The following is a 23,910-nucleotide window of genomic DNA, read 5'->3' as shown; positions in this document are numbered from 1 at the left end:
ACCCGGACACAACAACGAAGAGCCGTCCTCAGGACGGCTCTTCGTTGTTCAACGCTTCGATGATTTGCGCGGCGAGCTTCTCGCCGATCGCGAGCGGTCGGAAATCTTCGACGGTCGCTTCTTTGATTTTTTTGATCGAGCCGAAATGCTTCAGCAGCGCCTTCCGGCGCTTCTCGCCGATGCCCGGGATGGCGTCGAGGCGCGACGCCACCATCGACTTGCCCCGCTGCTCGCGGTGGAAGGTGATGGCGAAGCGGTGCACTTCGTCCTGGATCCGCTGCAGCAGGTAGAACGCCTGGCTGTCGCGGGCCAGCGGCACCACCTCCGGCGGGTCGCCGGTCATGAGCTGCGCCGTCTTATGCTTCGCGTCCTTGACGAGGCCGCAGACCGGCACGAGCAAGCCGAGCTCGTTCTCCAGCACGTCGAGCGCCGCGGAGATCTGTCCCCGCCCGCCGTCCACGATGATCAGGTCCGGCAGCGCGAGCCCTTCCTTCAGCACGCGCTCGTAGCGCCGGCGGATGACTTCGCGCATCGTCTCGTAATCGTCGGGACCCTGGACGGTCTTGATTTTGTACTTGCGGTATTCCTTCTTGTCCGGCTTGCCGTCCGTGAAGACGACCATCGCCGATACGGGATCCGTGCCTTGAATGTTCGAGTTGTCGAACGCCTCGATGCGGCCGATCTGCGGCAGCCCGATCGCTTCCGCCAATCCTTCCGCCGCCTTGAACGTGCGGTCTTCGTCGCGCTCGATCAGCTTGAACTTCTCTTCCAGCGTCATCTTGGCGTTGTGAACGGCCATCGCCACGACGTCCTTCTTCTTGCCGCGCTGCGGGATGAACACCTTCACCTTCAACCACTTCTGGAGGGAGCTGCGCACTTCCTCCTCCGGCGAGCCGGCCGCCGGCTGATCGCCATCCGCGGCTTGCTCCTCCCGCTCGTCGTCCGGCGCGTCGCTTCCGAAGCCGTAAGGCTCCTGAGACTCCGCCGCCATAAGGCCGGTTGCCTCGGTATCGGCCGTCGCGCCGGCCATTGCCGCCGCGTCCCCGTCGCCGGTTTCCGTTCCGGCATCCAACGCCAACGCCCCAACCGCCTGCACGTCGCCCGCTTTCGTTTCGGTTTGCGTCTCATCGGCCTGCGGCTGCGCCGGCAGGAAAATCTCCTTCGGCAGCGCCGGGTTCTCGGAATAATACTGCGTCACGAACGTCATGAAATCGTCGTAGGCGCTGCCGTAATACGGGAACATCGTCGCCCGCCGCTCGATCAGCTTGCCCTGCCGCATGTACATGATTTGCACGCACATCCAGCCCTTGTCGACCGAGAAGCCGAACACGTCGCGGTCCATCGCGTCGTTCAGCGTGATCTTCTGCTTCTCCATGACGGCGTCGATCGCGACGATCTGGTCGCGGAATTCCTTCGCCCGTTCGAACTCCATCTCCTCCGCGGCCGCTTCCATCTTGGCCTGAAGCGCCTTCCGCACTTCGTCGTGGCCGCCCCCGAGGAAGCGCGTGATCTCTTGCACCATGTTCTCGTACGTGCCCGGCTCGATCTCGAATTCGCAAGGCGCCACGCATTGACCCAAATGATAATACAGGCATACCTTGTCCGGCAGCGTGCCGCACTTGCGGAGCGGGTACAGCCGGTCAAGCAGCTTCTTCGTCTGCTGGGCCGCGAACGCGTTCGGGTACGGACCGAAATATTTGCCCTTGTCCTTCACGATGCGCCGCGTCACCTCGAGCTTCGGATGCTTCTCGCCCGTGATCTTAATGTACGGAAACGTCTTGTCGTCCTTCAGCAGGACGTTGTACCGCGGATGATACTGCTTGATCAGGTTGCACTCGAGAATGAGCGCCTCCATGTTGCTGGACGTAACGATATATTCGAAATCGCGGATGAGCGAGACGAGCCGCAGCGTCTTGCCGTTGTGGCTGCCGTTGAAATACGAACGCACGCGATTTTTGAGCACCTTCGCTTTGCCGACGTAAATGATCGTGCCGCCGGCATCCTTCATTAAATAACAGCCCGGCTGATCCGGCAGCAGCGCCAGCTTGCTGCGAATCCGTTCTTCCGCGAGACGCCTGTCGGCGGCCGTCTCGGCGGCGTGTTGATCCCCCATTGTCGTCCTCCTCCCGGACTTGCGCTGCCTTCCATTGTACCACACGAACGCTTGTTTTGCTGCGGTAGAACTTGTCCGCGACGATCGCCCGATTGGAAAACGTCCTCAATTTTGTCACGTCCGGCGCCTTTACAATTATTCTGAAAGTTGGGTATACTATGGGGAGCAATCGTCGCCCCAGAGGAGGATAATGAAACCATGGAAAATGTTAGAGATCCGCGCGAGCACGTGAACGAGGAGCCGCGCGATGACTTTTTCGACGTCGCGATGGGCTTTGGCGGGTTCTTCGGGATAATGTTCGTTATTTTCGCCGTTGCGGTGATTATCAAATACGCGATTTCGTAATCCATGGCCTTGTTTCGGCAGTTGACCGAAGCGGGGCCGTTTTTCGTAAGCGGGAACGGTTGACAAACGGTCGGATTCCGCATAGAATGGCAACATCTACTATAAGGAGGCTGATGTAAAATGGCGAACATGACTTCGATTGTATCGGTTACGGAAATCGCATGCGCATCGGTCTCGGTCGGATAACAAACACGGCAGTCGCGGCTTCGCCCGCTTCTTCGCCGTCGTAGCCGCAGGGAACCGGATGCTCCGGTTCCCTGCGGCTTTTTGCTGTCCGGCCGTCCGTCCGCCGAAGGAAATCATCGGCGGACGGCGATGCCGCGCAGACCGCAGGAGCTTCTTTCCTGCGGTCTTTTTGTCGTTGTTTGCGCCTTCGCCTGCCCGCCCTATCGGCCGCTGCGCGACCGCGAACGTCCCGTCTACGCACCAACCACTATTCTATGAAAAAGGGGTTTTCCGATTTGAATCTAAACACCGATCGCCAAGCGATCCGCAAGCTTCACGAACGCGATGAAATGAAATGGCAAGACGGCGGCGCGGCGTCGACCGCTCCGGACGCGCCCGTCTCTGCGGACGCGGATGCCAATGCCGATGCCGGTGCCGGTGCCAATGCCGATGCGCCGAGCCGCTCCGCGCTTGAATTGCTTGGCTGGAACGACGGCTGGCGCCTCGCGTTCGACGCGCTGCCGGCCGGCGGCGCCGGCCTCGTGCCCGCGCGCGTCACGGCGCAGTTCGCGAGCCAGTACCGCGTCTGGGCCGAGGAAGGCGAGCTTGCCGCGGAGGTAAGCGGCAAGTTCCAATTCCAAGCCGCGTCCCGCGGCGAATTCCCGGCCGTCGGCGACTGGGTCGCCGCGCAGCCGCTGCCCGGCGAACGCCGCGCCGTTATTCACGCCGTGCTGCCCCGCCGCACGGCGATGATCCGCCGCGCCGCCGGCACCGTGCCGGAGGAGCAGGTCATCGGCGCCAACATCGATACGCTCTTCATCGTCAACGCGCTGAACGGCGACTACAACGTCCGCAAAATCGAGCGTTTCCTCGTCGCGGCTTGGGAGAGCGGCTCTTCGCCGGTCGTCCTGCTCACGAAGGCCGACCTGTGCGACGACGCCGCGCGCCGCATCGCGGAGGTCGAAGCCGCCGCGCCCGGCGTGCCGGTCCATGCCGTCAGCGCGCTCGAAGACCAGGGCCGCGCGCAGCTGCAGCCGTATTTGCTGCCGGGCCGCACCATCGCCGTCACCGGCTCGTCCGGCGCCGGCAAATCGACGCTGCTCAACTGGCTGGCCGGCGAGGACCGGCAGCTGGTGCAGGGCGTTCGCGAGGACGACGCGCGCGGCCGGCATACGACGACGCACCGCGAGCTGTTCCCGCTGCCGGGCGGCTTCGTGATGATGGACACCCCCGGCATGCGCGAGCTGCAGCTGTGGGAGTCCGATGCCGGCCGCCAGGAGGCGTTCGCGGACATCGAAGCGATCGCGGCCGCCTGCCGGTTCCGCGACTGCCGGCACGAGAAGGAGCTCGGCTGCGCCGTCAGGGAAGCGATCCGCGACGGCTCGCTCGACGAGAAGCGCTACTTGAGCTACAAGAAGACCGGCCGGGAGCTCGCGCGCCAGACCCGCAAGGAACAATCCGTGACGATGCGCGCGAAGAAGAGCGCCGACAAGCGGCAAAATGCCCGCGCCAACCCGCCCCGCCGGCAGGCGACCGACTTCGATTGACGGCGGATGCGGTTTCAGCTATGATTTTGATCAAGCGATAAGCGAAAGGACTTCCAGGCATGCCCAGACCGAAATCGAATTCATCGCTCGAAACCCGCGCCATGATTGTCCGAACCGCCAAAGAGCTGTTCATGGAGCTCGGCTACCGTGCCGTATCGACCCGGCTGATCGCCAAGAGGTGCGGCCTGACGCAGCCGGCGCTGTATCATCATTTCACGGATAAGGAGTCGCTGTACGTGGAGGTGATGCGCCACGTATGCGAAGGTACGCGAGCGGCGCTCGAACGGATCCTTCGCCGCGATACCGCGGTTCGAGACCGTCTCTATCATGTCACCTACTATATGATGGCGAATCACCCGGAGGATCTGAGCCAAATGTTCCACGATATCCGGCACGAGCTTTCTCCGGCATCGCAGATGACGATTTACGCCTTATGGAAGGAAGCCTACTTCGAACCGATCGTATCGATCTTCGAGAACGGCCAGCGGGACGGCGGACTGCGCGATGCCCAAGCATTCGGCGTCGGACCCGAGACGGCCGCAAGGCTGCTGATGGGACTCATCAACCAGTCCGTCGCCGCGCCGGTTAGCGGCCCGGCGACGGGTTCGGCGGCCCGCCCCGATATCGGAGCAGGCAGCGTCAGGGATTGGGAGAAGCAGGCCGCCGTTCTCGTCAACGTGCTGCTTTACGGTTTGTCGGCAGTTGAACCGCCTTCGGTTTAGCTGCCCGGCAGCCTTTTTTTCAACCGTTAGCTTATCGGTCGATAAGTTAACGGCAAGAAGAAATCACAGCAAAGGAGAACATGCCATGCACATGCTGATTCGAATTGCGGAGGCCGTCGGCGGCCGGAGAGGGCGTTGGTTCACGCTCGCCGTCTGGATCGCCGCGGTGGCGGCGTTAAACGTATGGCTGCCGAGCGCGAACGATCTGAAAGACGACACGCTGGGCAATTTCGGCACGAAGCAGCCGTCCGTCCAAGCCCAGCAAGTGATCGAGAAGGAATTCCCGGCGGAAGAAGGCCTCCCCGCCCTGTTGACGTGGCATCGCGCATCCGGCCTGACGGACGCGGACTTGCGGCGCATTCAGTCGTTGTCGCAGGATATCGCCGCCCGCCCGCTGCCGTACCAAGACGGCTCCGCGCCGCTGCACGCCCTGCCGCTTGAATCGCTCAAGCGGCAGGTATCCGCGGATGGCACGACGCTCGTACAGCCGGTCTTCTTCGATCGAAACGCCGGCAGCGACGAGCATCAAGCGGGACTCGACGAGCTGCGGAAGCGGACCGATGCCGTCTTCGCCGGGCAGCAGCCCTTCCGGACGGCGCTCGACGACGCGGGCGCCATCGCCGTCCGCGCGACGGGACCGGTCGGCATCTCCGTCGACGCGACCGGTTTGTTCAAGGACGCGGACGTCTCCCTGCTCCTCGCCACGGTCGCGCTCGTTCTGGTTCTGCTCCTGCTTATCTACCGTTCCCCGGTGCTCGCGCTCATTCCGCTGATCGCCGTCGGGTTCGCCTACGGCGCCGTGACGCCGCTGCTGGGGTGGATGGCGAAAGCGGGCTGGATCGCTTACGACTCGCAGTCGCTGTCCATCATGACGGTGCTGCTGTTCGGGGCCGGCACGGACTACTGCTTGTTCCTGATCGCGCGCTTCCGCAGCGAGCTGAAGGAAGAAGCCGGTCCGCTCGCCGCGCTGAAGCGAGCGTTCGGCGGTGCCTCCGGCGCGATCGCGATGAGCGGCCTCACCGTCGTTCTGTCGCTCCTCGCCCTGCTGCTCGCGGAGTTCGGCAGCTTCCGGCGCTTCGCCGTTCCGTTCAGCCTTGCGATCTTCGTCATGATGATCGCGAGCCTGACGCTCGTGCCGGCGTTCCTCGGCCTGCTTGGCAGAGGCTCGTTTTTCCCGTTCATCCCGCGAACGCCCGAGATGGAGCAGCGCCTTGCCCTTGCGCGCAAGAAAGGCAATCCGGCAATCGCCAAACCGGCGCGGGTCACCTGGGGCGACCGGATCGGAGAGCTCGTCGTTCGGAAGCCGAAGCTGATCGCGGCGCTGACGACCGCCCTGCTGCTCGTGTTCGTGCTCTGTTCCGCGGGAATCAAATACACGTTCGATACCCTCTCTTCGTTCCCGGAAGATACGGGCTCGCGCGAAGGCTTCGCCTTGATCGGCGAGCATTTCGGACCGGGCGTACTCGGACCCGTGCAGGTCATCGTGCGATCGGGAGAAAAAGCGGCCGGCGTGAAAGAAGCCCTGTCGGCCCTGCCGCTTGTCGCCTCCGTGTCGGACGCCCGTCAGGGCGCGCGCGACGCCGGCATTCGCAGCTACGACGTCGAGCTCGCGGCGAGTCCGTACGCCAGCGAAGCCGTGAGCTTCCTCCCGGACGTTCGCCAAGCCGCGGAACAAGCGCTCGCCGATGCCGGCATCCCGGATGCCCGGGACCGGGTCTGGATCGGCGGCCCGACCGCCGAACAGTACGATACGCGGGTCGCGACGAATCGCGACGCCGGCAGGATTATCCCCGTCATCGTCGCATTGATCGCCCTGCTGCTCGTCGGCTATCTCCGCTCGGTCGTGGCGATGCTCTATCTCGTGGCAACGGTGCTGCTCTCCTACTTCAGCGCGCTCGGTCTCGGCTGGCTCGTGCTTCATTACGGTTTCGGAGCGGACGCGATTCAAGGCCTCATCCCGCTTTACGCGTTCGTCTTCATCGTCGCGCTCGGCGAGGACTACAACATCTTCATGGTATCGAGCATTTGGTCCAACGCGCGGCGCATGCCGCTCGGTCAAGCGGTGAAGGAAGGCGTGTCCCGGACCGGCGGCGTCATTACGTCGGCCGGCCTGATCCTGGCCGGTACTTTCGCCGTGCTCGCCACGCTGCCGATTCAAGTCCTGGTCCAATTCGGCACCATCACCGCCATCGGCGTCCTGCTCGACACGTTCCTCGTACGGCCGTTCCTCGTGCCCGCGCTTACCGTACTGTGCGGCCGACGCGCCTTCTGGCCGGCCAACGCGAATCAGGCGCAAACGGCGTCGGCGGACCGAAGCTAGCTTCGATCGGAAGCGGCGGCTCGGTCCTCCGGCGTCGGCCGCTTCCGTAAAAAACGCCCGATGCTCGTTGACGATCAACGAGTCATCGGGCGTTTTTCGCGCGCCTACAGCCATCCGGGGCGTTAGCCATTCGCCGCCTTCAGTTTCTCCGCGGCGATCTGCGCCGGCGCCTGCTGTCCCTGCTTCGCGGCATTGGCGTCGAAGCGCTTGCGCTCGGTACGGTCGATTTGGACGACGCGGCCGTCGTGAACGGTAATAAGCACCGAGCCGTATTCCAATCCGTTTACCTGCGTCGCAATGCGGTCTAACCATTCTTGATCCAATACGATTGGCTTCGCCATCATAAATCCCTCCTAATAGTGGTGAGCGTGGCAGGCGGCTGCATAACGGCTTGCGCCTTCGTTCTCCGGTTCAAATATGAACCGGAAGCGGATCGGCTTTCAACGGATTTTCCACCATGGTCGCGGATTCTTCCGAGATGACGTACAAGCGGTGGATGAGCACCGCCACCTCGTCGCCCGGCTGCAGCGGCTCCTGGTCCAGCGAACGGTGGGCGGACAGCCGGTTGGGCCCGACCTCCACGTCCAGCTCCAGATGCGCCCCGCGGAAAAAGACGTGGCGGATCTTGCCCGTGACCGCCGCGGACGGGAACGGGATTTCGTACGTACGCCCGACTTCGACGAATTCGGGCCGCACGATCGCCCGCGCGCCCGCCGCCTGAACGGCCTTCTCGAAGCCGCGCAGGCTGCCCGGCTCCTCGACGACGCTGGAATGGCCGATGAACCCGGCCACGAACGCCGTTTGCGGATCGGTATAGATGCGGATCGGCGAGTCCTGCTGCTCCAGACGGCCCTGCTGCACGATCAGCATCTCGTCCGCGACCTCGACCGCTTCGTCCTGGTCATGGGTCACGAAGATCGAGGTGATGCCGAGCTCCGCGATCAAGCTCTTCAGCCACGTGCGCAGCTCCTTGCGGACCTTGGCGTCGATCGCCGCGAACGGCTCGTCGAGCAGCAGCAGCTCCGGCTTGGGCGCCAGCGCCCGGGCGAAGGCGACCCGCTGCCGCTGTCCGCCGGAGAGCTGATGCGGATAGCGGTGCTCGAAGCCGCGCAGTCCGGTCAGGTCGAGCAGCTCGTTCACGCGGCTCCGGATCTCCGCTTTGCTTGCCTTGCGAATCGTCAGCCCGAACGCGATGTTATCGAAGACGGTCATGTGCTTGAACAGCGCGTAATTCTGGAAGACGAAGCCGATGCCGCGCAGCTGCGGCTTGACGTCGTTGACGCGCTTGCCGTCGATGAAGATGTCGCCGGAATCCGGCGTTTCGAGCCCGGCCAAGATGCGGAGCAGCGTCGATTTGCCGCCTCCGCTCGGGCCGAGCAAGCCGATCAGCTTGCCGCGTTCGATCGTGAAGCTCACGTCCCGGACGGCTTGATGGGCGCCGAACGCTTTGTTGACGTTGCGAACCTCGATATGCATATCAGCCTTCCTCCCTCGGAGCTTGCTTGGCCGTTCGCCATTCGATGAAGCTCTTGACGACGAGCGTGACGACGGCCAGCATGACGAGCAGCGACGCGACGGCGAACGAAGCGGAAAATTGATATTCGTTGTACAAAATTTCGATATGCAGCGGCAGCGTGTTCGTCTCGCCGCGGATGTGCCCGGAGACGACCGATACGGCGCCGAACTCTCCCATGGCCCGCGCGTTGCACAGGATCACGCCGTAGAGCAGCCCCCACTTGATGTTCGGCAGCGTGACGCGCCAGAAGATCTGCCAGCCCTTCGCCCCGAGGCTCGCGGCGGCTTCTTCCTCTTGGACGCCCTGCGCCTGCATGAGCGGGATCAGCTCCCGGGCGACGAACGGGAACGTGACGAACGTCGTCGCGAGCACGATGCCCGGCAGCGCGAACATGATCTGGATGTTATGATCCGACAGCCACGGTCCCAGGAAGCCCTGCGCGCCAAACAGCAGGATGAACACGAGGCCGGAAATGACCGGCGATACCGCGAACGGCAGATCGATCAACGTGATGAGCACGTTTTTGCCCCGGAACCGGAACTTGCTGATCGCCCAAGCCGCCGCGACGCCGAACACGGTGTTCAGCGGAACCGCGATGACCGCCGTGAGCAGCGTCAGCTTCAGCGCCGACAGCGCGTCCGGATCCCGCAGCGCCGCGAAGTAGACGTCCGCGCCCTTCTTGAACGCTTCGACGAAGACCGAAATCAGCGGAAGCAGCACGACGAACCCCAAGAATAACAGTGAAATGCCGATGAGCACGATGCGCACGACGAGCGATTCGTTGATATGCTTCGGTCGCGCCGCCTTCTCGGCCAAATGCACGGTAACCGCACCAGCCATGACGTTTCCTCCTTATGCCGCCGCAACGCGGCGATTGCTCCGCCATTGCAGGTAATTGATGAGCAAGAGCAGCAGGAACGACGCGCCGAGCATGACGAGCGCGATGGCCGTCGCGCCCCGGTAATCGAACTGCTCCAGCTTGGTCATGATGAGCAGCGGCGCGATCTCCGTCTTCATCGGCATGTTGCCGGAGATGAAGACGACGGAGCCGTACTCGCCGATGCCCCGCGCGAAGGCGAGGGCGAAGCCGGTCAGGAGCGCCGGGGTCAGCTCGGGCAGAATGATTCGCCGGAACGTCCGCCACCGGAAGGCGCCGAGCATGACCGCGGCCTCCTCGACCTCGTGGTCGAGATCCTGCAGCACCGGCTGCACCGTCCGCACGACGAACGGCAGGCCGATGAAAATCAGCGCGAGCGTGATGCCGAGCGGCGTGAAGGCGACCTTGACGCCGAGCGGCTCGAGCAGCTTGCCGACCCAGCCGTTCGGCGCGTAGATCGCGGTGAGCGAGATGCCCGCCACGGCCGTCGGCAGCGCGAACGGCATGTCGATCAGGCTGTCGATCAGCTTCTTGCCCGGAAACTTATAGCGGACTAGCACCCACGCGATGATCAGGCCGAACACGAGATTGACGAGCGCCGCGTAGAAGGACGTCAGGAAGCTGATCTTGTAGGACGCCAGCACGCGGGCGTTCGTGACGGTTTCCCAAAACCGTTCCGGCGTCAGGCCGGACGTTTTGACGAAGACGCCGATAAGCGGAATGAGGACGATGATGCTCAGGTAAAACACGGTGAAGCCGAGCGAGAGGCCGAAGCCCGGCAGCACGCTGCGCGCCTTCGCCTTCTTCGTTGCGGAACTCGTCATGTGTAGAGTCAGCTCCTCGTTATCGCTTATGAACCCGGCGCATAGATTTGATCGAATACGCCGCCGTCACTGAAATGCTTCTTCTGCGCTTCCGCCCAGCCGCCGAAATCGTCGTCGATGTTCAGCATCGGGATGTCCGGGAATTGGTCCTTGTACTGCTCCGCCACGGAAGCGAGCTGCGGGCGGTAGAAGTTTTTCGCGATGACCTGCTGGGCCGGTTCCGTGTACAAATAATCGAGGTAAGCCTCGGCGACTTCCCGCGTGCCGTTCTTGTCGACGTTCTTGTCGACGACGGCGACCGGCGGTTCGGCCAAAATGCTGAGGGACGGATACACGATCTCGAACTTGTCGGCGCCCAGCTGCTTCACCGACAGCAGCGCTTCGTTCTCCCAGGCGAGCAGCACGTCGCCGATGCCCTTCTCGACGAACGTCGTCGTCGATCCGCGTGCTCCCGTGTCCAGGACCGGCACGTTTTTGAACAGCGCCTTGACGAATTCTTGCGCCTTCGCTTCGTCGCCGTTGTTCTGCTTCAGCGCGTAGCCCCAGGCCGCCAGGTAATTCCAGCGCGCGCCGCCGCTCGTCTTCGGATTCGGCGTAATGACCTGGACGCCCGGCTTGATCAGGTCGTTCCAGTCCTTGATGCCCTTCGGATTGCCTTTACGGACGAGGAAGACGATCGTCGACGTGTACGGGGAGCTGTTGTTATCGAACTTTTGCTGCCAATCCGCGTTGATCAAGCCCTTCTGCGCGATCGAATCGATGTCGTAGCCGAGCGCCAGCGTGACGACGTCCGCCTTCAGCCCGTCGATGACGGAGCGGGCTTGCGCGCCGGAACCGCCGTGCGACTGCTTGATCGTCACGTCCTGCCCCTTCTCTTGTTTCCAGTAATCGGCGAAGAGTTTATTGTACGCTTCGTATAGTTCGCGCGTCGGATCGTAAGAGACGTTGAGCAGTTCAACGGGCTTCTTCGATCCGCCGTCGTTGGATGACGCCGGTTCGTCGGCCGCGCCGCCGTTCGCGCCGCTTGCCGCATCGTTCGTGGCGTTGCCGCCGGACTGATCGGCGCCGTTCGAGGAATTCGCCGCGTTGTTCGGGCCCGAATTCCATCCGCAGCCCGACAGGGCGAACGCGAACGCAATCGCGATCATCAAGGTTTTCAACGGCAAAACGTTCCTCTTTTTCATGTTGGACATGTCAAAGCACCCCTCGTACTCGTTTTAGGGATGACTAACGTGTTTCTACGCCGCGTTGTCCGGTAGTAAAAACAAAATTAATCCTACCTGTTTAGTTGGTTTATGGAGCCATAATAGCAATGGACTAGCTTTCTTGTCAATTCATTTTTTAAGAAACCTGATAGGGGTTATCAATATCACTTATAAAGCTTCTATATCTACGCGCTTCGGCTTGGTCTTCGGGATAATCCGGTATCGATTCAACATTGATACGGTATTGATGCCGCCTCTGTCCGGCAACGAGTCGCTCTCTCGGCAATCGTTAAATTCATAGTTTATAGGTGGGAATTGTTGGTTTACGATGAGTCCATCGAGCCGACCGGTAAGCCGGAGGCCCCGAATCTCTCGCCGTCAATCATGCTTCGGGCATGCTTTGCCGGCGGAGATTCGGGGCCTCTTCTGTTATAGACAGCCTTGAAGCCGGCGGGAACTTATCTATGCCAGGGGAGTTGTTCGTTATGAAGAAAAAGCTGTTCTCCGTCTTCGCCGCTTTCGCGCTGATCCTGTCGTTGTCCACGACCGGATTTGCCGCATCGGCGAAGCCCGCCAAGAAAGACGTCACGCTGCTGAACGTGTCTTACGACCCGACGCGCGAGCTGTACGTGCAGTTCAATCAGGCGTTCTCTTCTTATTGGAAGAAGAAAACCGGCCAAAACGTCACGGTCAAGCAGTCCCACGGCGGTTCCGGCGCGCAAGCCCGTTCCGTCATCGACGGTTTGGAAGCGGACGTGGTCACGCTGGCGCTCGCCTACGACATCAACGAAATCCAGCGGGCCGGTCTCCTTAACGACGGCTGGCAGAGCCGCTTCGCGAAGAACAGCTCGCCGTACACGTCGACGATCGTCTTCCTCGTCCGCAAGGGCAATCCGAAGAAAATCAAGGATTGGAGCGATCTCGTCAAGCCGAAGGTCTCCGTCATCACGCCCAATCCGAAGACGAGCGGCGGCGCCCGCTGGAACTTCCTCGCCGCCTGGGCCTACGCCTTGAAGCACAACGGCCACAGCGAGGCCAAAGCGACCGGCTTCGTGACGCAGCTGTACAAAAACGTGCCCGTGCTCGATTCCGGCGCCCGCGGCTCCACGACGACGTTCGTCGAGCGCGGCATCGGCGACGTGCTGCTCGCCTGGGAGAACGAAGCGTACCTGGCGCTCAAGGAGCATCCGAAGGACTTCGAAATCGTGACGCCTTCGTACAGCATCCTGGCCGAGCCGCCGGTCGCCGTCGTCAACAAGAACGCCGACAAGCACGGCACGCGCGACGTGGCCAAAGCGTACCTGGACTACCTCTACACGGCCGAAGGCCAGAAGATCATCGCCCAAAACTTCTACCGTCCGACGAACCTGACCGTCGCGGCGCAGTATTCGAAGCAGTTCAAGAGCCTCGAGCTGACGAACATCCGCAACTTCGGGGGCTGGGACAAGGCGCAGGCGAAATTCTTTAACGACGGCGGCGTTTTTGACAACATTTATAAGCCGTAACGCGCAGGAACACACGAAAGACCGCACGCGAGAAGCGTGCGGTTTTTTGCCGTTATTCGGATAAAGGCGTCGTTTCGTTAAAGATTGAAATTGACAAATTTTTCGAAATTTTAACATCTTTTTAAATCTGCCATGACACTCTCGTTGTTATAATACATCTATACCAAATGAAAGGTGGAATTGCTAAAAAATGGTATCTCTTCAAAAGAAGATGATGCGGACCGCAGTCGCCGCTTCCCTTCTCGCCGGTTTTCTGACCTCGTCATACATCGCCATTCCGGTACATGCCCAAGCCGCAATGGAAGTCGGCAGCGTCACGACGCAGTCGTCCGCCGCGACGACGGCAGAACCGAATGCCGATCGCCCGTTCGTCATCGCGGATCCGTCGTTGACAACCGACGGCGGGGTCAAAGCATCCGTCACCGTCACGCCTACGTCGGTCGGACATGCAGGCGATGAAACCGTCATTTTTGAATTGTTCAACGGCACGACGCCCGTCGGCATCGCCGCGGTTACGCATGACATTACCGGCAGCGAACAGCTGACGGCTCACTTTAACGCGACCGGAAGCAGCCTGTCGCTCAAAGTGTTCGTCGTCGATACCTACTCCGGCAAGCTCACCGAAGTCGGCACCAATCTGGCCGACCCGCTCACGATCGGGGGCACGAGCCTGAAGCTCCGCATCATGGAGACGACGGACGTGCACACCAACTTCATGAACTACGATTATTTCAAGGACGCGCCAGCCGATACGGTCGGCCTCGTGAAAACCGCCTCCCTCGTGAAGCAAGCGCGCGCGGAAGCCGCGAACTCGCTGCTTGTCGACAACGGCGACCTGCTGCAGGGCACGCCGCTCGGCACTTACATGGCGAAAATCAACCCGCTCAAGGACGGGGATGTTCACCCGGCCTACAAAGCGATGAATCTGATGGACTACGATATCGCGACTTACGGCAATCATGAATTCAATTACGGTCTCGATTATTTGGACGAAGCGACCGACGACGCCTCTTTCCCGTACGTGAACGCAAACGTTTACGTGGACGATCACGACGACAATCCCGACAACGACGTCAATAAATATAAGCCTTACGTCATCATGGACAAAACGTTCAAGGACGAGAACGGCAACTCGCAGACCGTCAAGGTCGGCTTCATCGGTTTCGTTCCGCCGCAAATCATGGATTGGGACAAGGACAATCTGAGCGGCAAAGTCATCACCAAGGACATCGTCGCGACCGCCGAGAAATTCGTCCCCGAAATGAAGGCCGAAGGCGCGGACGTCGTCATCGCCCTGACGCACTCCGGCTTCAACGGCTCGGCCGTCGCCGGCCAAGGCTTCGAAGACGCCGTCTATCCGCTCAGCAAGGTGGCGGGCATCGACGCGATCACGTTCTCCCATACGCACAAGGTGTTCCCGGCCGCCAGCGTGAGCGCGCTCGATCCGATCTTCAAGAACGCGCAAGGCCAGCCGTATCCGGGCGTCGACAACGACAAAGGCACGATCAACGGCGTCGCGGCCGTCCAAGCCGGCTTCGGCGGCGCGAACCTCGGCATCATCGATCTGAATTTGAAGCAGGTCAACGGCGAATGGCAGGTCGTCGATTCGCAATCTTCGAATAAGTACATTTACGACTCGGTCAACAAGAAGCCGCTGGTCGACGCGGATCCGGCGATCGTCAACGCGATCAAGGACGAGCACGAAGCGACCATCGCCTACGTCAATCAAGCGATCGGCCAAACGACGGCCCCGATCTACAGCTACTTCGCGCTCGTCCAGGACGATCCTTCCGTCCAAATCGTGACGCAGGCGCAGAAATGGTATGTCCAGAAGAAGCTGGAAGCCGACAATTCGCCTGACAAAGACCTTCCGATCCTGTCCGTCGGCGCGCCGTTCAAGGCCGGACGCAACGGCCCGACGGAGTATACCGACATCAAAGCCGGCGACCTCGCGATCAAGAGCGCGAGCGACCTGTACCTATACGACAACACCCTGAAGGCGATCAAAGTGAAGGGCTCGGTCGTGAAAGACTGGCTGGACATGTCCGCGGGCATGTTCAATCAGATCGATCCGAGCAAGACCGGCGAGCAATCGCTGCTTAACCCGTCCTTCCCGGTATTCAACTTCGACGTCATCGACGGCGTGACGTACCAAGTCGACGTGACGAAGCCCGCGAAGTACAAAGCGGACGGCACGGTCAACGACGCTTCGTCGAGCCGGATCGTCAATCTGCGGTACGACGGACAGCCGATCGACCCGGATCAAGAGTTCGTCGTCGTCAGCAACAACTACCGCGCGAACGGCGGCGGCAACTTCCCGGGCGTGAAGGGCTCTCCGCTCGTCGTCGATTCCGCCGACGAGAACCGTCAAATCCTGATGGATTACATTACGGAGCAGAAGACGATCAACCCGTCCGCCGACGGCAACTGGTCGATCGCGCCGATCAACGGGAACGTCAACGTCACGTTCACGACGTCTCCTTCGGCGAAAGACTACTTGGCGGACAACCCGGACATCACGTCGCTGGACAAGCAGGACGACAAAGGCTTCGGCATCTTCAAGCTGAACCTGAACGGCGGCGGCACGCAGCCGACCGAAAACGTCAAGGTGCAGCTGCTCGGCATCAACGACTTCCACGGCCAATTGGACTATTCCACGACGGCCGGCGGCAATGTCCTGGGCGGCGCCGCTTACTTGGCCACCTATCTCAAGCAGTACGAAGCCACGAACCCGAACACGCTGCTCGTGCATAACGGCGACGCCGTCGGCGCCAGCTCGCCGGTGTCGGCGCTCGACCGCGACAAGCCGACGCTCGACATGCTCGACCTGCTCGGCTTCGACGTCGCCACGCTCGGCAACCACGAGTTCGACCAAGGCGTGCCGGCGCTCTTGGCGCAGCTGAACGGCGGCAAGGATCCGATCAACGGTAACATCACGTTCAATAAAACGACGATGGACTACGTGAATGCGAACGTCATCGACAAAGCGACGAAGAAGCCGATCTTCTCGCCTTACGTCGTCGAAGAAATCGGCGGCGAGAAAATCGGCTTCATCGGCCTCGTTACGATGCTGACGCCGAGCAAGGTATCGCCGGCGGCCCTTGAACCGGTGAACATCGTGGATCAAGCGCCGGAAGTCAATAAGGCCGTCGCGGAGCTGAAGAATCAAGGCGTGAAAGCGATCGTCGTCCTGGCGCATGATCCCGCTTCGCAAAGCGGCACGACGATTACCGGCGAAGCCGCCGATCTGGCGAACGCCGTCGACGATGAAGTCGACGTGATCTTCGCCGGCGACAATCACGCCAAGGTCAACGGCACGGTCGACAACAAGCTGGTCTTCCAAGCCTACTCGTACGGCACGGCGTTCGCGGACGTCGATCTCGAGATCGATCCGGAGACGCACGATATCGTGAAGAAGGAAGCGACGATCGTCGACGTGAACCAGGCCGGCATCACGCCGGATCCGGAAGTAGCCAAGATCGTGTCGGATTCCTTGGAACGGCACCCCGAGCTGCTGGAGCCCGTGGGCACGACGACGGCCATCATTTCCAAAGCCAATGCCTATACGCAGGAAAACGCCCTCGGCAACCTGATCGCCGACGCGATGAAGGATGCCATGCAATCCGACTTCTCGTTCATGAACCCGGGCGGCATTCGCGCGGATCTGCCGAAAGGCTCGATCGTATACTCCGACCTGTTCCGTATTCAACCGTTCGGCAATCAGCTCGTGAAGATGACGCTGACGGGCGCGCAAATCAAGACGCTGCTCCAGCAGCAATGGGGCGCTTCGCCGTCCGACACGAAGACGCTGCAAATCTCCGGTTTGAAATACACGGCCGATTTCAGCAAGCCGATCGCGGAGCGCGTCACGTCCCTGACCAAGGAAGACGGCACGCCGATCGATGACGCTGCCGAGTACACGGCGGTCGTCAACAACTTCATGGCCGCGGGCGGCGACAATTATACGGTGCTGACGCAGGGTAAAAACCCGACGGCCGGCAGCACGGACATCGAAGCGTTCTACCAATACGTGCTGAAAACGTTCAATCACGGCACGATTACGGCCGACTTGAAGGGCCGCATTACGAACACCAACACGACAACCCCTTAATCCATGCCGAAGGCGCGCCCGGAGCCGGTCTCTGCGATCGTTCCGGGCCGCCTCATCAGAAAGGAGAATCATCGTTGAAGAGAAAAGCAGCCCTTCTGGCGGCACTCGCCTTGTCGCTTGCGGTTCCCGCGGCGATTCCGTCCGCCGCTTTCGCCGCCGAAGCTTCGATCAACGCGACGGCCGGCACGACCATCGACGCCATCGCCAGCCTTGCGCAAGGCGGCACCGTTACGATCAGCGGCACGACGAACGCCCAAGAAGTCATCATCAAGGTCTTGAATCCCGACGGGACCATCCTGTTCTTCGACGCCGTTAAGGCGAGCGAAGGCAAGTACCGGGACTCGTTCGCGCTCTCGTCGAGCGCGGCAGTCGGTCATTATCAGGTCGTAGCGGGCCAAGGAAGCGACGTCTCCACCGCGACGTTCAGCGTCACGAGCAACAACGGTACGGTCTATATCCCGCCCGTTACGCCTCCCGTCGACCCTGCCGCCCAGCAGGTGAGATTCACGACGTCCGACGTCTCCGCGCCGGCCAACGGCATCGCGACGCTGGATGCGAGCAAATCGACGGCCGCGAACCTGCAGCTTCTGTTCCCGCCCGCCGTCCGTCAGACGGTCGGCGACAACAGCCTGCGCATCGCGCTCGCCGGCGGCAGCGTCACGCTGCCCAAAGAAGTGCTCGCCGCGCTTGCGGAGCTGACCGGCACGGACAGCGACGCCAGCTTCGCGCTGAACGTTCGCGCGCTGAGCGCCGCTGAAGCGGCTTCGGCCGTCGCCGGCGCAGCCGGCGCGGGGCTCTCGCCGCAAGGCCAGGCGTACGAGCTGTCGCTGAGCGTCGTCCTGAAGGACGGCACGTCGAAGAAGCTGGAGAGCTTCGCCAAGCCGGTCCAGCTGCAGCTGCGCCTGACGGCCGACGCCAATGCGCGTCTTGCCGGCATCTACTACCTTACCGACGCGGGCGCCATCGAATACGTCGGCGGCACCGTGAAGGACGGCGTCATCACGGCGGACGTCAGCCATTTCAGCAAATACGGCGTCTTCTCCTATCTGAAGACATTTAAGGACGTGCCGGCCTCTTATTGGGCGGCGGACGTCATTCAAGAGCTGACCGCGAAGCATGTCGTGGAAGGCGTCTCGTCCGATGCCTTCGAACCGAAGACGAACGTTACCCGCGCCGAATTCGCGACGATGCTCGTCCGCGCGCTGGGCCTCCAGGCGTCCAATGCCGCGCCGTTCGGCGACGTGCCGGCCGGCAGCTGGTATGCCGACACCGTCGCCGCGGCGTACGAGAACGGCATCGTCACCGGAACGGGCGGCGGCAAGTTCGAGCCGTCGAAGGCGATCACGCGCCAAGAAATGGCCATCATGATCGTCAACGTCTACGAGAAGCGCAGCGGCTCGGCCGCGGGCGGTACCGCCTCCGACCTCGCGGGCTTCAAGGACGCGGCTGCGGTAAGCGGCTGGGCGAAGGAAGCCGTCCAAGACGCCGTTCACGCCGGCCTGATGACCGGCAGCGACAATCGCTTCACGCCGCGCAGCAGCGCCATTCGCGCGGAAGCGGCGAAAGTGCTGTACAACCTGCTGTTCGCTTGATTCCGCGATCAACCGGAGAAGATACGAAAGAGCCTGCCGTTCGACTGAACGGCAGGCTCTTTTTTGTTGGTATCGCGAATGAAGTTGATACGTGCAGGTTGCTTCAATTATTATCGCGTACCCACGGCTTCGGGACGGCCTATAGCCCCCGTTATCGGCCGCGTTTATTCTGCCCCGTCACGTGAACCGGCTGCACGTACGGCCGGATACGGTCCATCAGCCGCTGGCCTTTATGCAGGTCGTCCCCGTCCTTGTTCGTGAAGCTGAAATGCTGCTCGATCTCGTCGAGGCCATAATTGGACGTATAGAAGGTCGGCTTGCGGTTCATCCGGTAATTCAGGATGGAGCCGAGCACGTGGTCCCGCACCCACGGATTCAAATTCTCCGCGCCGATGTCGTCGAACACGAGCAGATCCGTGTCTTTCAGAATATCCATCGTTTCCTTCAGCTTGCCCTGCTCGAACATGAGCGCCTTCATGTCTTCCACGAATTCCGGCATGTACACGATCGCGCCCGTATGACCCGTCTTCGCGAGCTCATGCAGCATATAGCACATCAGAAACGTCTTGCCTGTCCCGAACGACCCGGTCAAATACAATCCTTCCGCCTGCAATCCCTTTTCCTTCGTGCGGTCGATGTAATTGACGATCTGTCCGACGGCCTTCACGCGCTCCAGGTCTTTCTTGACGATCTCGTCCGCGGAATACCCCTGGGACAGCGCCCGTTCGTCGATATAGAAGCTGCGAATGCGGCTGCGAATCCGGGTTTCCGACTGTCTGGCCGTCAGCTTCTTGCAAGGCACCTTGCGGTCGTTCAGCTGCACCAGCTCGCCGAGCGTCTCGACCGTCAGCTCGGTGTAATGCCCTTCGAAATCATTGGGACATTGATCGAGCCCCGGACAATTCGAGCAGTTCCGATATTCCTTCGCGCACTGATAGACGCGGTTCAAATTCAGCCGGATCGTCGCGTCGTCAAGCTCCGGATATTTGCCGCGAAGCCTTCCGACCAGCGGGTCCTCCAGCAGCTCGGCCATCAGCCTGTCGGCCTGCTCCCTCACGTTCCTGCCGCCCGGCATCGCCTTCAGCAGGTCGCCCAACGATTCCATCGCCATCGCGGTCTCACCTCATCTTACGTTGATTTTCCGTCCAGCTTGCGCGCCACCCGGAGAATTTCCGCCAGCTCCTCTTCCGTCACCGGCGCGCCGTTCGGCGTATCCGGCATGATCGGAATCTGGGGCTTGCGCCTGCCCTTCGCGGCGGCGGCAGCGGCATTTCCCCCGCTTCTTCGCGGCGCCGAAGCGCCTTGCTCCCTGCGGCGTTCCTTGTCCTGCTCCAGCTTCAGCTGTTCCCTGACGTAGCCGACGGCCCGTTCGAAGGAATCGATGCCCTTCACCAGCATGTTGGAAGCGACGGCGTCGATGTACGTCTTCGTCACGCGCTGCGCGTCGTTCATGCCGAGCACGTAATGGATCAGCACGTTGATGACGGCGCCCTGCAGCCGGTAATTATGATCGATGACCTCGAACACCCGGATCAGCCATTCCGGCACGGCCCCCGGGAAGAAACGCGTAATGAACCGCGTATGCGGCTCGTTGCGCATCAGCATGTTGTATTGGTGAATGTCGCAGCGCCCGGCCAGCTGCGCGGGCACGTCCATGTAGAATTCGGCCTGAACGGCCACTTCCTCGGGCACGTCGTCGCCGGCGTCGGCTCGCTTGCCTTCCTCGGCCTTGACGGCCTCGAGCCGGCCGTACAGACGCTGCCGCTCGTCGCTGCGCTTGCGGTCCTGCCGGTACAGCTGATTGCCCCGAAGCTGCAGCTCGTCGAGCAGCAGCTCGCCGCCGGCCGCGAACACGTCGTCCTCGTCGAGCAGCCGGCACAAATCCACGACGCTCAGGCTGTACTTGTACGCCACGTAGTTGAGCTGCGCCATCGCTTCCTCGTTGCCGCGCAGGCGCTCGACGTACTGCCGGTTCGCGGAATTGCGCGGGAAGCGGATGATGATCTCGCCGTACTGGATGCCGGCGGTTTCGGTCTGCTGCGGCTTCGGCACCGGCTGCCTCGCGGGCGCCACCTCCGTCAAAGCCTGCTCCAGCTCGGGATCGAAGCCCTGCGCGTTGAGCCGGAACAGCTCGTAGAACGGCACCGAAATGTTCTCCCGCGTCAGCTCCGCGCCCGCCAGCTCGTCGGCTTCCTTGGCGTAAAACGATTCCCGCAGCGCGATGACCGCATGCTTGCCGACCTTGTCCCGCAGCAGCAGCGTCAGATGCGGGCTGTCGAAGAACTCGTCCGGCGACAGCGGCTTCGCGATTTCGTATTCGTACACGACGTCGTCGTTATCCGGCACACCGAGGCGCGTCACCTGAAGCAGGCCGACCGCCTCGAGCCGCGACGCCTGATTCGCCAGCTCCTGCCGGCCCCGTTCGTGCATGTCGAGCCCCAGCCCGAGCAGCAGCTTCCGCTGCGGCTCCAGCAGCGAATAGCCCACGCGGTCCTCCGCCACCTGCTGGTAGAGCAGCTGATAGAGACCGGCCGCGAACGCGCCGACCATGGATTGATAGATTAGCCCGATCATCTTCCGGTCGACGGCGCTTAGCGAAAAAGCGCGAAAGGTGTAAAAGCGGTGATGTTCCGTGAATTGGTGCATGCTGCCGATCCGCATCTCATTCCTCGACTCCGTCCGTCTTGGATTCTTGTACCTAGTTTATCATAAAAGAGACGTCCGTTTCAGGACGCAAAAAAAAGAAAATTCCCCTGGGGACAGGGAATTTTCCCTCGATTCGTTTCGGCCTTCAATGAACCAGCCCGGCTCGGCCCGGCTCCTTGGCGCCGTGCTCGGCCAGCTCCCGCAGCAGCTGCTCGCGCTCCTCGTGCGTATCGGCGATTTCCGGATGCGCCTGCTTGTCCGACCACTGCCGGATGACGAATGCCGTCGTTTTCGGTTCGCGCGTCGCCAGCTGGCCCTTCGCGCCGATAATCCCGTACAGCTCGCTGTTCGGCAGCAGCCGGTGCAGCCGCGCCGCGTGGTCCGCCCCTGCCGCATCCTTCGCGCCGTAGAGCAGCAGCACCGGCTGCTTGATCTGGCGAATCTGCCTGTCCAGCCGGCCGTCCAAACATGCCGCGGCGTAATCCCGCCACTTGCCGGGGTCGCCCAAGCTCGCCTCCTGCCGCAGCTCTTCGAACTCCGCTCGCGTCCGCCCCTCGTGCCAAGCCGCCCGGAACGCGATCGGCCCCTTCGGCGCAAGCAGGCTCGACACGTACGCCGCCTGCAGCTTGGAGCGGCTTCGGATGTCGGCGTACGGCAGGCTGCCGGACAGCAGCACGGCGCCCGCGAAGCGCTCCGGATGGAGCAGCAGCGCGGTAAGCGCGGCCGGCGCGCCGGCTCCGTACGCGCAGACGTACGCCCGCTTCGCGCCGGTATCGTCCAGCAGATGCCGCATATCCTCGGCGATCATGGCCAGCGTCAGCCTTGCGCTTCCCGCACTGCTCCGGCCGTGGCCGCGAACATCCCAGCGCACGGTCCGCAGCCCGTTCCCCAGCTCGCGCTCGACGCTCTCGAACAGCCGGCCCGTCAGGCAAGGCGGATGGACGCAGACGATCGTCCCGTCCTTCCCGCCGCCGGCCGGTTCATGCCGGTGCAGCTCGACATCCCCCATACGAAAAAACGGCACAGCCCTTCACCTCGGTTGGCGCGCGGCGATCCGAATCATCCGCGGCAGCGCGTGCCGCGGCCGTCATCGCCCGCGTTTTCCCTTAGTATGGCCGTACCGGAAGCCGTTCTTGCGTCCTAGAACATTTTGTACCCGCCGCGGCGAAGCAGGCGAATCGTCGTGCCGCTGATGTACGCGCCGATCAAGGCGCCGATGCCCGGCAAGATATCGACGAACGTGAAGGACGTGAAATTGCCCGAGAACGTCTTCGAGTTGTCCCAGGTTTGCCAGATGAAGACCGGCACCAGCACGATCAGGAATAAATATATCGGAAAAAAGGTCGTTTTGAGCAGCATGTTCAAGATGAACCCGATTCCGAACATCATCACGAAAAACAATACCGTCGCGATGACGAGCTGCAAAATGTTAACATCCGTATTCATGCGGAAACTCTTCCCCTTTCGCTACAAATAGTGTAGTAGATGGCGAATTGGAAGTCAATTTCTAATGCCATGTTGTCACAAGTCCGCCATTTGCTCTCGCCGCCGCCGTTGGGATACAATGAATGCGACATGGGTTAGTATCGCAAAAACAGACAGGAGAGATGACAAATGAGTGAAGCGGCTCAAACGCTGGAAGGCTGGTACGCGCTGCATGATTTCCGCTCCATCGACTGGATCGCGTGGACCGCGGCGGACGACGAAGAGCGCGGTCTCGCGCTGGACGAGCTGAACGCGTTCCTCAAGCAGTGGCAGTCCGTCGAAGACGGCAAGCAAGGCAGCACCGCGTTCTATTCCATCGTCGGCCAGAAGGCGGATTTCGTGCTGATGCATCTGCGCGAGACGCTCGAGGAGCTGAACGAGCTCGAGACGGCGTTTAACAAATCCGCGTTCGCCGCGTTCACGATTCCGGCGCATTCGTACGTCAGCGTCGTCGAGCTGAGCAACTACATGGGCCAGCCTGGCTCCGACCCGCTGCAAAACCCGGAAATCGTCGCGCGCCTGAAGCCGATTCTGCCGAAATGGAACCATATTTGCTTCTATCCGATGAACAAGCGCCGCCAAGGCAACGACAACTGGTACATGCTGTCGATGGACGAGCGCAAAGAAATGATGCGCAGCCATGGCATGATCGGCCGGAAGTACGCCGGCAAAGTCAAACAGATCATCACCGGCTCCGTCGGCTTCGATAACTGGGAATGGGGCGTCACGCTCTTCGCGGACGAGGCGCTGCAGTTCAAGAAGCTGGTGTATGAAATGCGCTTCGATGAAGTGAGCGCGCGCTTCGGCGATTTCGGCGACTTCTACGTCGGCAACCGCCTGACCGAAGAGAAGGTCGCGGAGATGCTCCGCGTTTAAGCCGGCGTTCCTGCGATTACGCCAAAAAAAAGCGGATGGAGGCCTTCGGGTTCCATCCGCT

Annotated in this window: 18 protein-coding genes; 8 read left to right on the top strand and 10 right to left on the bottom strand. The window is 61.6% G+C overall.

Features of this window, described 5'->3' with window-relative positions; all coding sequences use genetic code 11:
• Positions 1 to 28: 28 nt before the first annotated feature.
• A complete protein-coding gene (gene uvrC, locus I8J29_RS13515; RefSeq protein WP_208848109.1) occupies positions 29 to 2,113 on the bottom strand; it encodes an excinuclease ABC subunit UvrC in 2,085 nt (694 codons plus the stop codon).
• Between the two features lie 198 nt (positions 2,114 to 2,311).
• Here uvrC and I8J29_RS13510 point away from each other — a divergent pair, with 198 nt between their 5' ends.
• From I8J29_RS13510 to I8J29_RS13495, 4 genes are all read left to right on the top strand, one after another.
• Positions 2,312 to 2,458, top strand: coding sequence for a YqzM family protein (locus I8J29_RS13510; RefSeq protein WP_090640758.1), 147 nt, complete (start codon positions 2,312 to 2,314; stop codon positions 2,456 to 2,458).
• A gap of 461 nt (positions 2,459 to 2,919) precedes the next feature.
• Positions 2,920 to 4,170, top strand: coding sequence for a ribosome small subunit-dependent GTPase A (gene rsgA / locus I8J29_RS13505; protein ID WP_240546161.1), 1,251 nt, complete (start codon positions 2,920 to 2,922; stop codon positions 4,168 to 4,170).
• Between the two features lie 59 nt (positions 4,171 to 4,229).
• The gene (locus I8J29_RS13500; RefSeq protein WP_208848108.1) at positions 4,230 to 4,892 is read left to right on the top strand and encodes a TetR/AcrR family transcriptional regulator; all 663 of its coding nucleotides are present in this window, start codon (positions 4,230 to 4,232) and stop codon (positions 4,890 to 4,892) included.
• An 85-nt stretch (positions 4,893 to 4,977) separates the two neighbouring features.
• On the top strand, positions 4,978 to 7,212 hold the full coding sequence (locus tag I8J29_RS13495; RefSeq protein WP_208848107.1) for an MMPL family transporter: 2,235 nt from the start codon (positions 4,978 to 4,980) through the stop codon (positions 7,210 to 7,212).
• Positions 7,213 to 7,334: 122 nt separating this feature from the next.
• On the opposite strand, the gene I8J29_RS13490 is transcribed toward I8J29_RS13495, so the two are convergent.
• The 5 genes from I8J29_RS13490 to I8J29_RS13470 form a co-directional block, all read right to left on the bottom strand.
• Positions 7,335 to 7,553 (bottom strand): YezD family protein, encoded by a 219-nt coding sequence (locus tag I8J29_RS13490; protein WP_208848184.1) that lies wholly within the window; start codon positions 7,551 to 7,553, stop codon positions 7,335 to 7,337.
• 70 nt (positions 7,554 to 7,623) lie between these two features.
• Positions 7,624 to 8,688, bottom strand: coding sequence for an ABC transporter ATP-binding protein (locus I8J29_RS13485; RefSeq protein WP_208848106.1), 1,065 nt, complete (start codon positions 8,686 to 8,688; stop codon positions 7,624 to 7,626).
• 1 nt (position 8,689) lies between these two features.
• Complete coding sequence (gene cysW, locus I8J29_RS13480; RefSeq protein ID WP_208848105.1) at positions 8,690 to 9,568, bottom strand: sulfate ABC transporter permease subunit CysW; 879 nt, start codon at positions 9,566 to 9,568, stop codon at positions 8,690 to 8,692.
• Positions 9,569 to 9,580: 12 nt separating this feature from the next.
• On the bottom strand, positions 9,581 to 10,429 hold the full coding sequence (gene cysT, locus I8J29_RS13475) for a sulfate ABC transporter permease subunit CysT (RefSeq protein WP_208848104.1): 849 nt from the start codon (positions 10,427 to 10,429) through the stop codon (positions 9,581 to 9,583).
• A 26-nt stretch (positions 10,430 to 10,455) separates the two neighbouring features.
• Entirely contained in the window at positions 10,456 to 11,613 is a 1,158-nt protein-coding gene (locus tag I8J29_RS13470; RefSeq protein ID WP_240546177.1) for a sulfate ABC transporter substrate-binding protein, read from the bottom strand.
• Between the two features lie 506 nt (positions 11,614 to 12,119).
• On the opposite strand from I8J29_RS13470, the gene I8J29_RS13465 reads away from it, so the two are divergent.
• From I8J29_RS13465 to I8J29_RS13455, 3 genes are all read left to right on the top strand, one after another.
• Entirely contained in the window at positions 12,120 to 13,139 is a 1,020-nt protein-coding gene (locus I8J29_RS13465) for a sulfate ABC transporter substrate-binding protein (protein ID WP_208848103.1), read from the top strand.
• 190 nt (positions 13,140 to 13,329) lie between these two features.
• A complete protein-coding gene (locus tag I8J29_RS13460; protein WP_240546160.1) occupies positions 13,330 to 17,250 on the top strand; it encodes a bifunctional 2',3'-cyclic-nucleotide 2'-phosphodiesterase/3'-nucleotidase in 3,921 nt (1,306 codons plus the stop codon).
• A 74-nt stretch (positions 17,251 to 17,324) separates the two neighbouring features.
• Positions 17,325 to 18,842, top strand: a complete 1,518-nt coding sequence (locus I8J29_RS13455; RefSeq protein ID WP_208848102.1) for an S-layer homology domain-containing protein — start codon at positions 17,325 to 17,327, stop codon at positions 18,840 to 18,842.
• 151 nt (positions 18,843 to 18,993) lie between these two features.
• On the opposite strand, the gene dnaI is transcribed toward I8J29_RS13455, so the two are convergent.
• The 4 genes from dnaI to I8J29_RS13435 all read right to left on the bottom strand — a co-directional run bounded on the left by dnaI (position 18,994) and on the right by I8J29_RS13435 (position 22,934).
• Positions 18,994 to 19,947, bottom strand: a complete 954-nt coding sequence (dnaI, locus tag I8J29_RS13450) for a primosomal protein DnaI (RefSeq protein WP_208848181.1) — start codon at positions 19,945 to 19,947, stop codon at positions 18,994 to 18,996.
• A 23-nt stretch (positions 19,948 to 19,970) separates the two neighbouring features.
• Positions 19,971 to 21,503 carry a replication initiation and membrane attachment family protein gene (locus tag I8J29_RS13445; RefSeq protein ID WP_208848101.1) on the bottom strand — a complete coding sequence of 511 codons (1,533 nt, stop codon included), beginning with the start codon at positions 21,501 to 21,503 and terminating at the stop codon, positions 19,971 to 19,973.
• A gap of 130 nt (positions 21,504 to 21,633) precedes the next feature.
• Complete coding sequence (locus I8J29_RS13440; protein WP_208848100.1) at positions 21,634 to 22,512, bottom strand: alpha/beta fold hydrolase; 879 nt, start codon at positions 22,510 to 22,512, stop codon at positions 21,634 to 21,636.
• A 116-nt stretch (positions 22,513 to 22,628) separates the two neighbouring features.
• The gene (locus I8J29_RS13435) at positions 22,629 to 22,934 is read right to left on the bottom strand and encodes a YuiB family protein (protein ID WP_090640744.1); all 306 of its coding nucleotides are present in this window, start codon (positions 22,932 to 22,934) and stop codon (positions 22,629 to 22,631) included.
• A 168-nt stretch (positions 22,935 to 23,102) separates the two neighbouring features.
• On the opposite strand from I8J29_RS13435, the gene hemQ reads away from it, so the two are divergent.
• Entirely contained in the window at positions 23,103 to 23,849 is a 747-nt protein-coding gene (hemQ, locus tag I8J29_RS13430; RefSeq protein WP_208848099.1) for a hydrogen peroxide-dependent heme synthase, read from the top strand.
• Positions 23,850 to 23,910 lie beyond the last annotated feature (61 nt).

Origin of the sequence: Paenibacillus artemisiicola (assembly GCF_017652985.1) — a bacterium.
Taxonomy (GTDB): Bacteria; Bacillota; Bacilli; order Paenibacillales; family Paenibacillaceae; genus Paenibacillus_Z; species Paenibacillus_Z artemisiicola.
The sequence above is the reverse complement of the archived record's forward strand: the minus strand, read 5'-3'. Positions and strand labels throughout refer to the sequence as shown.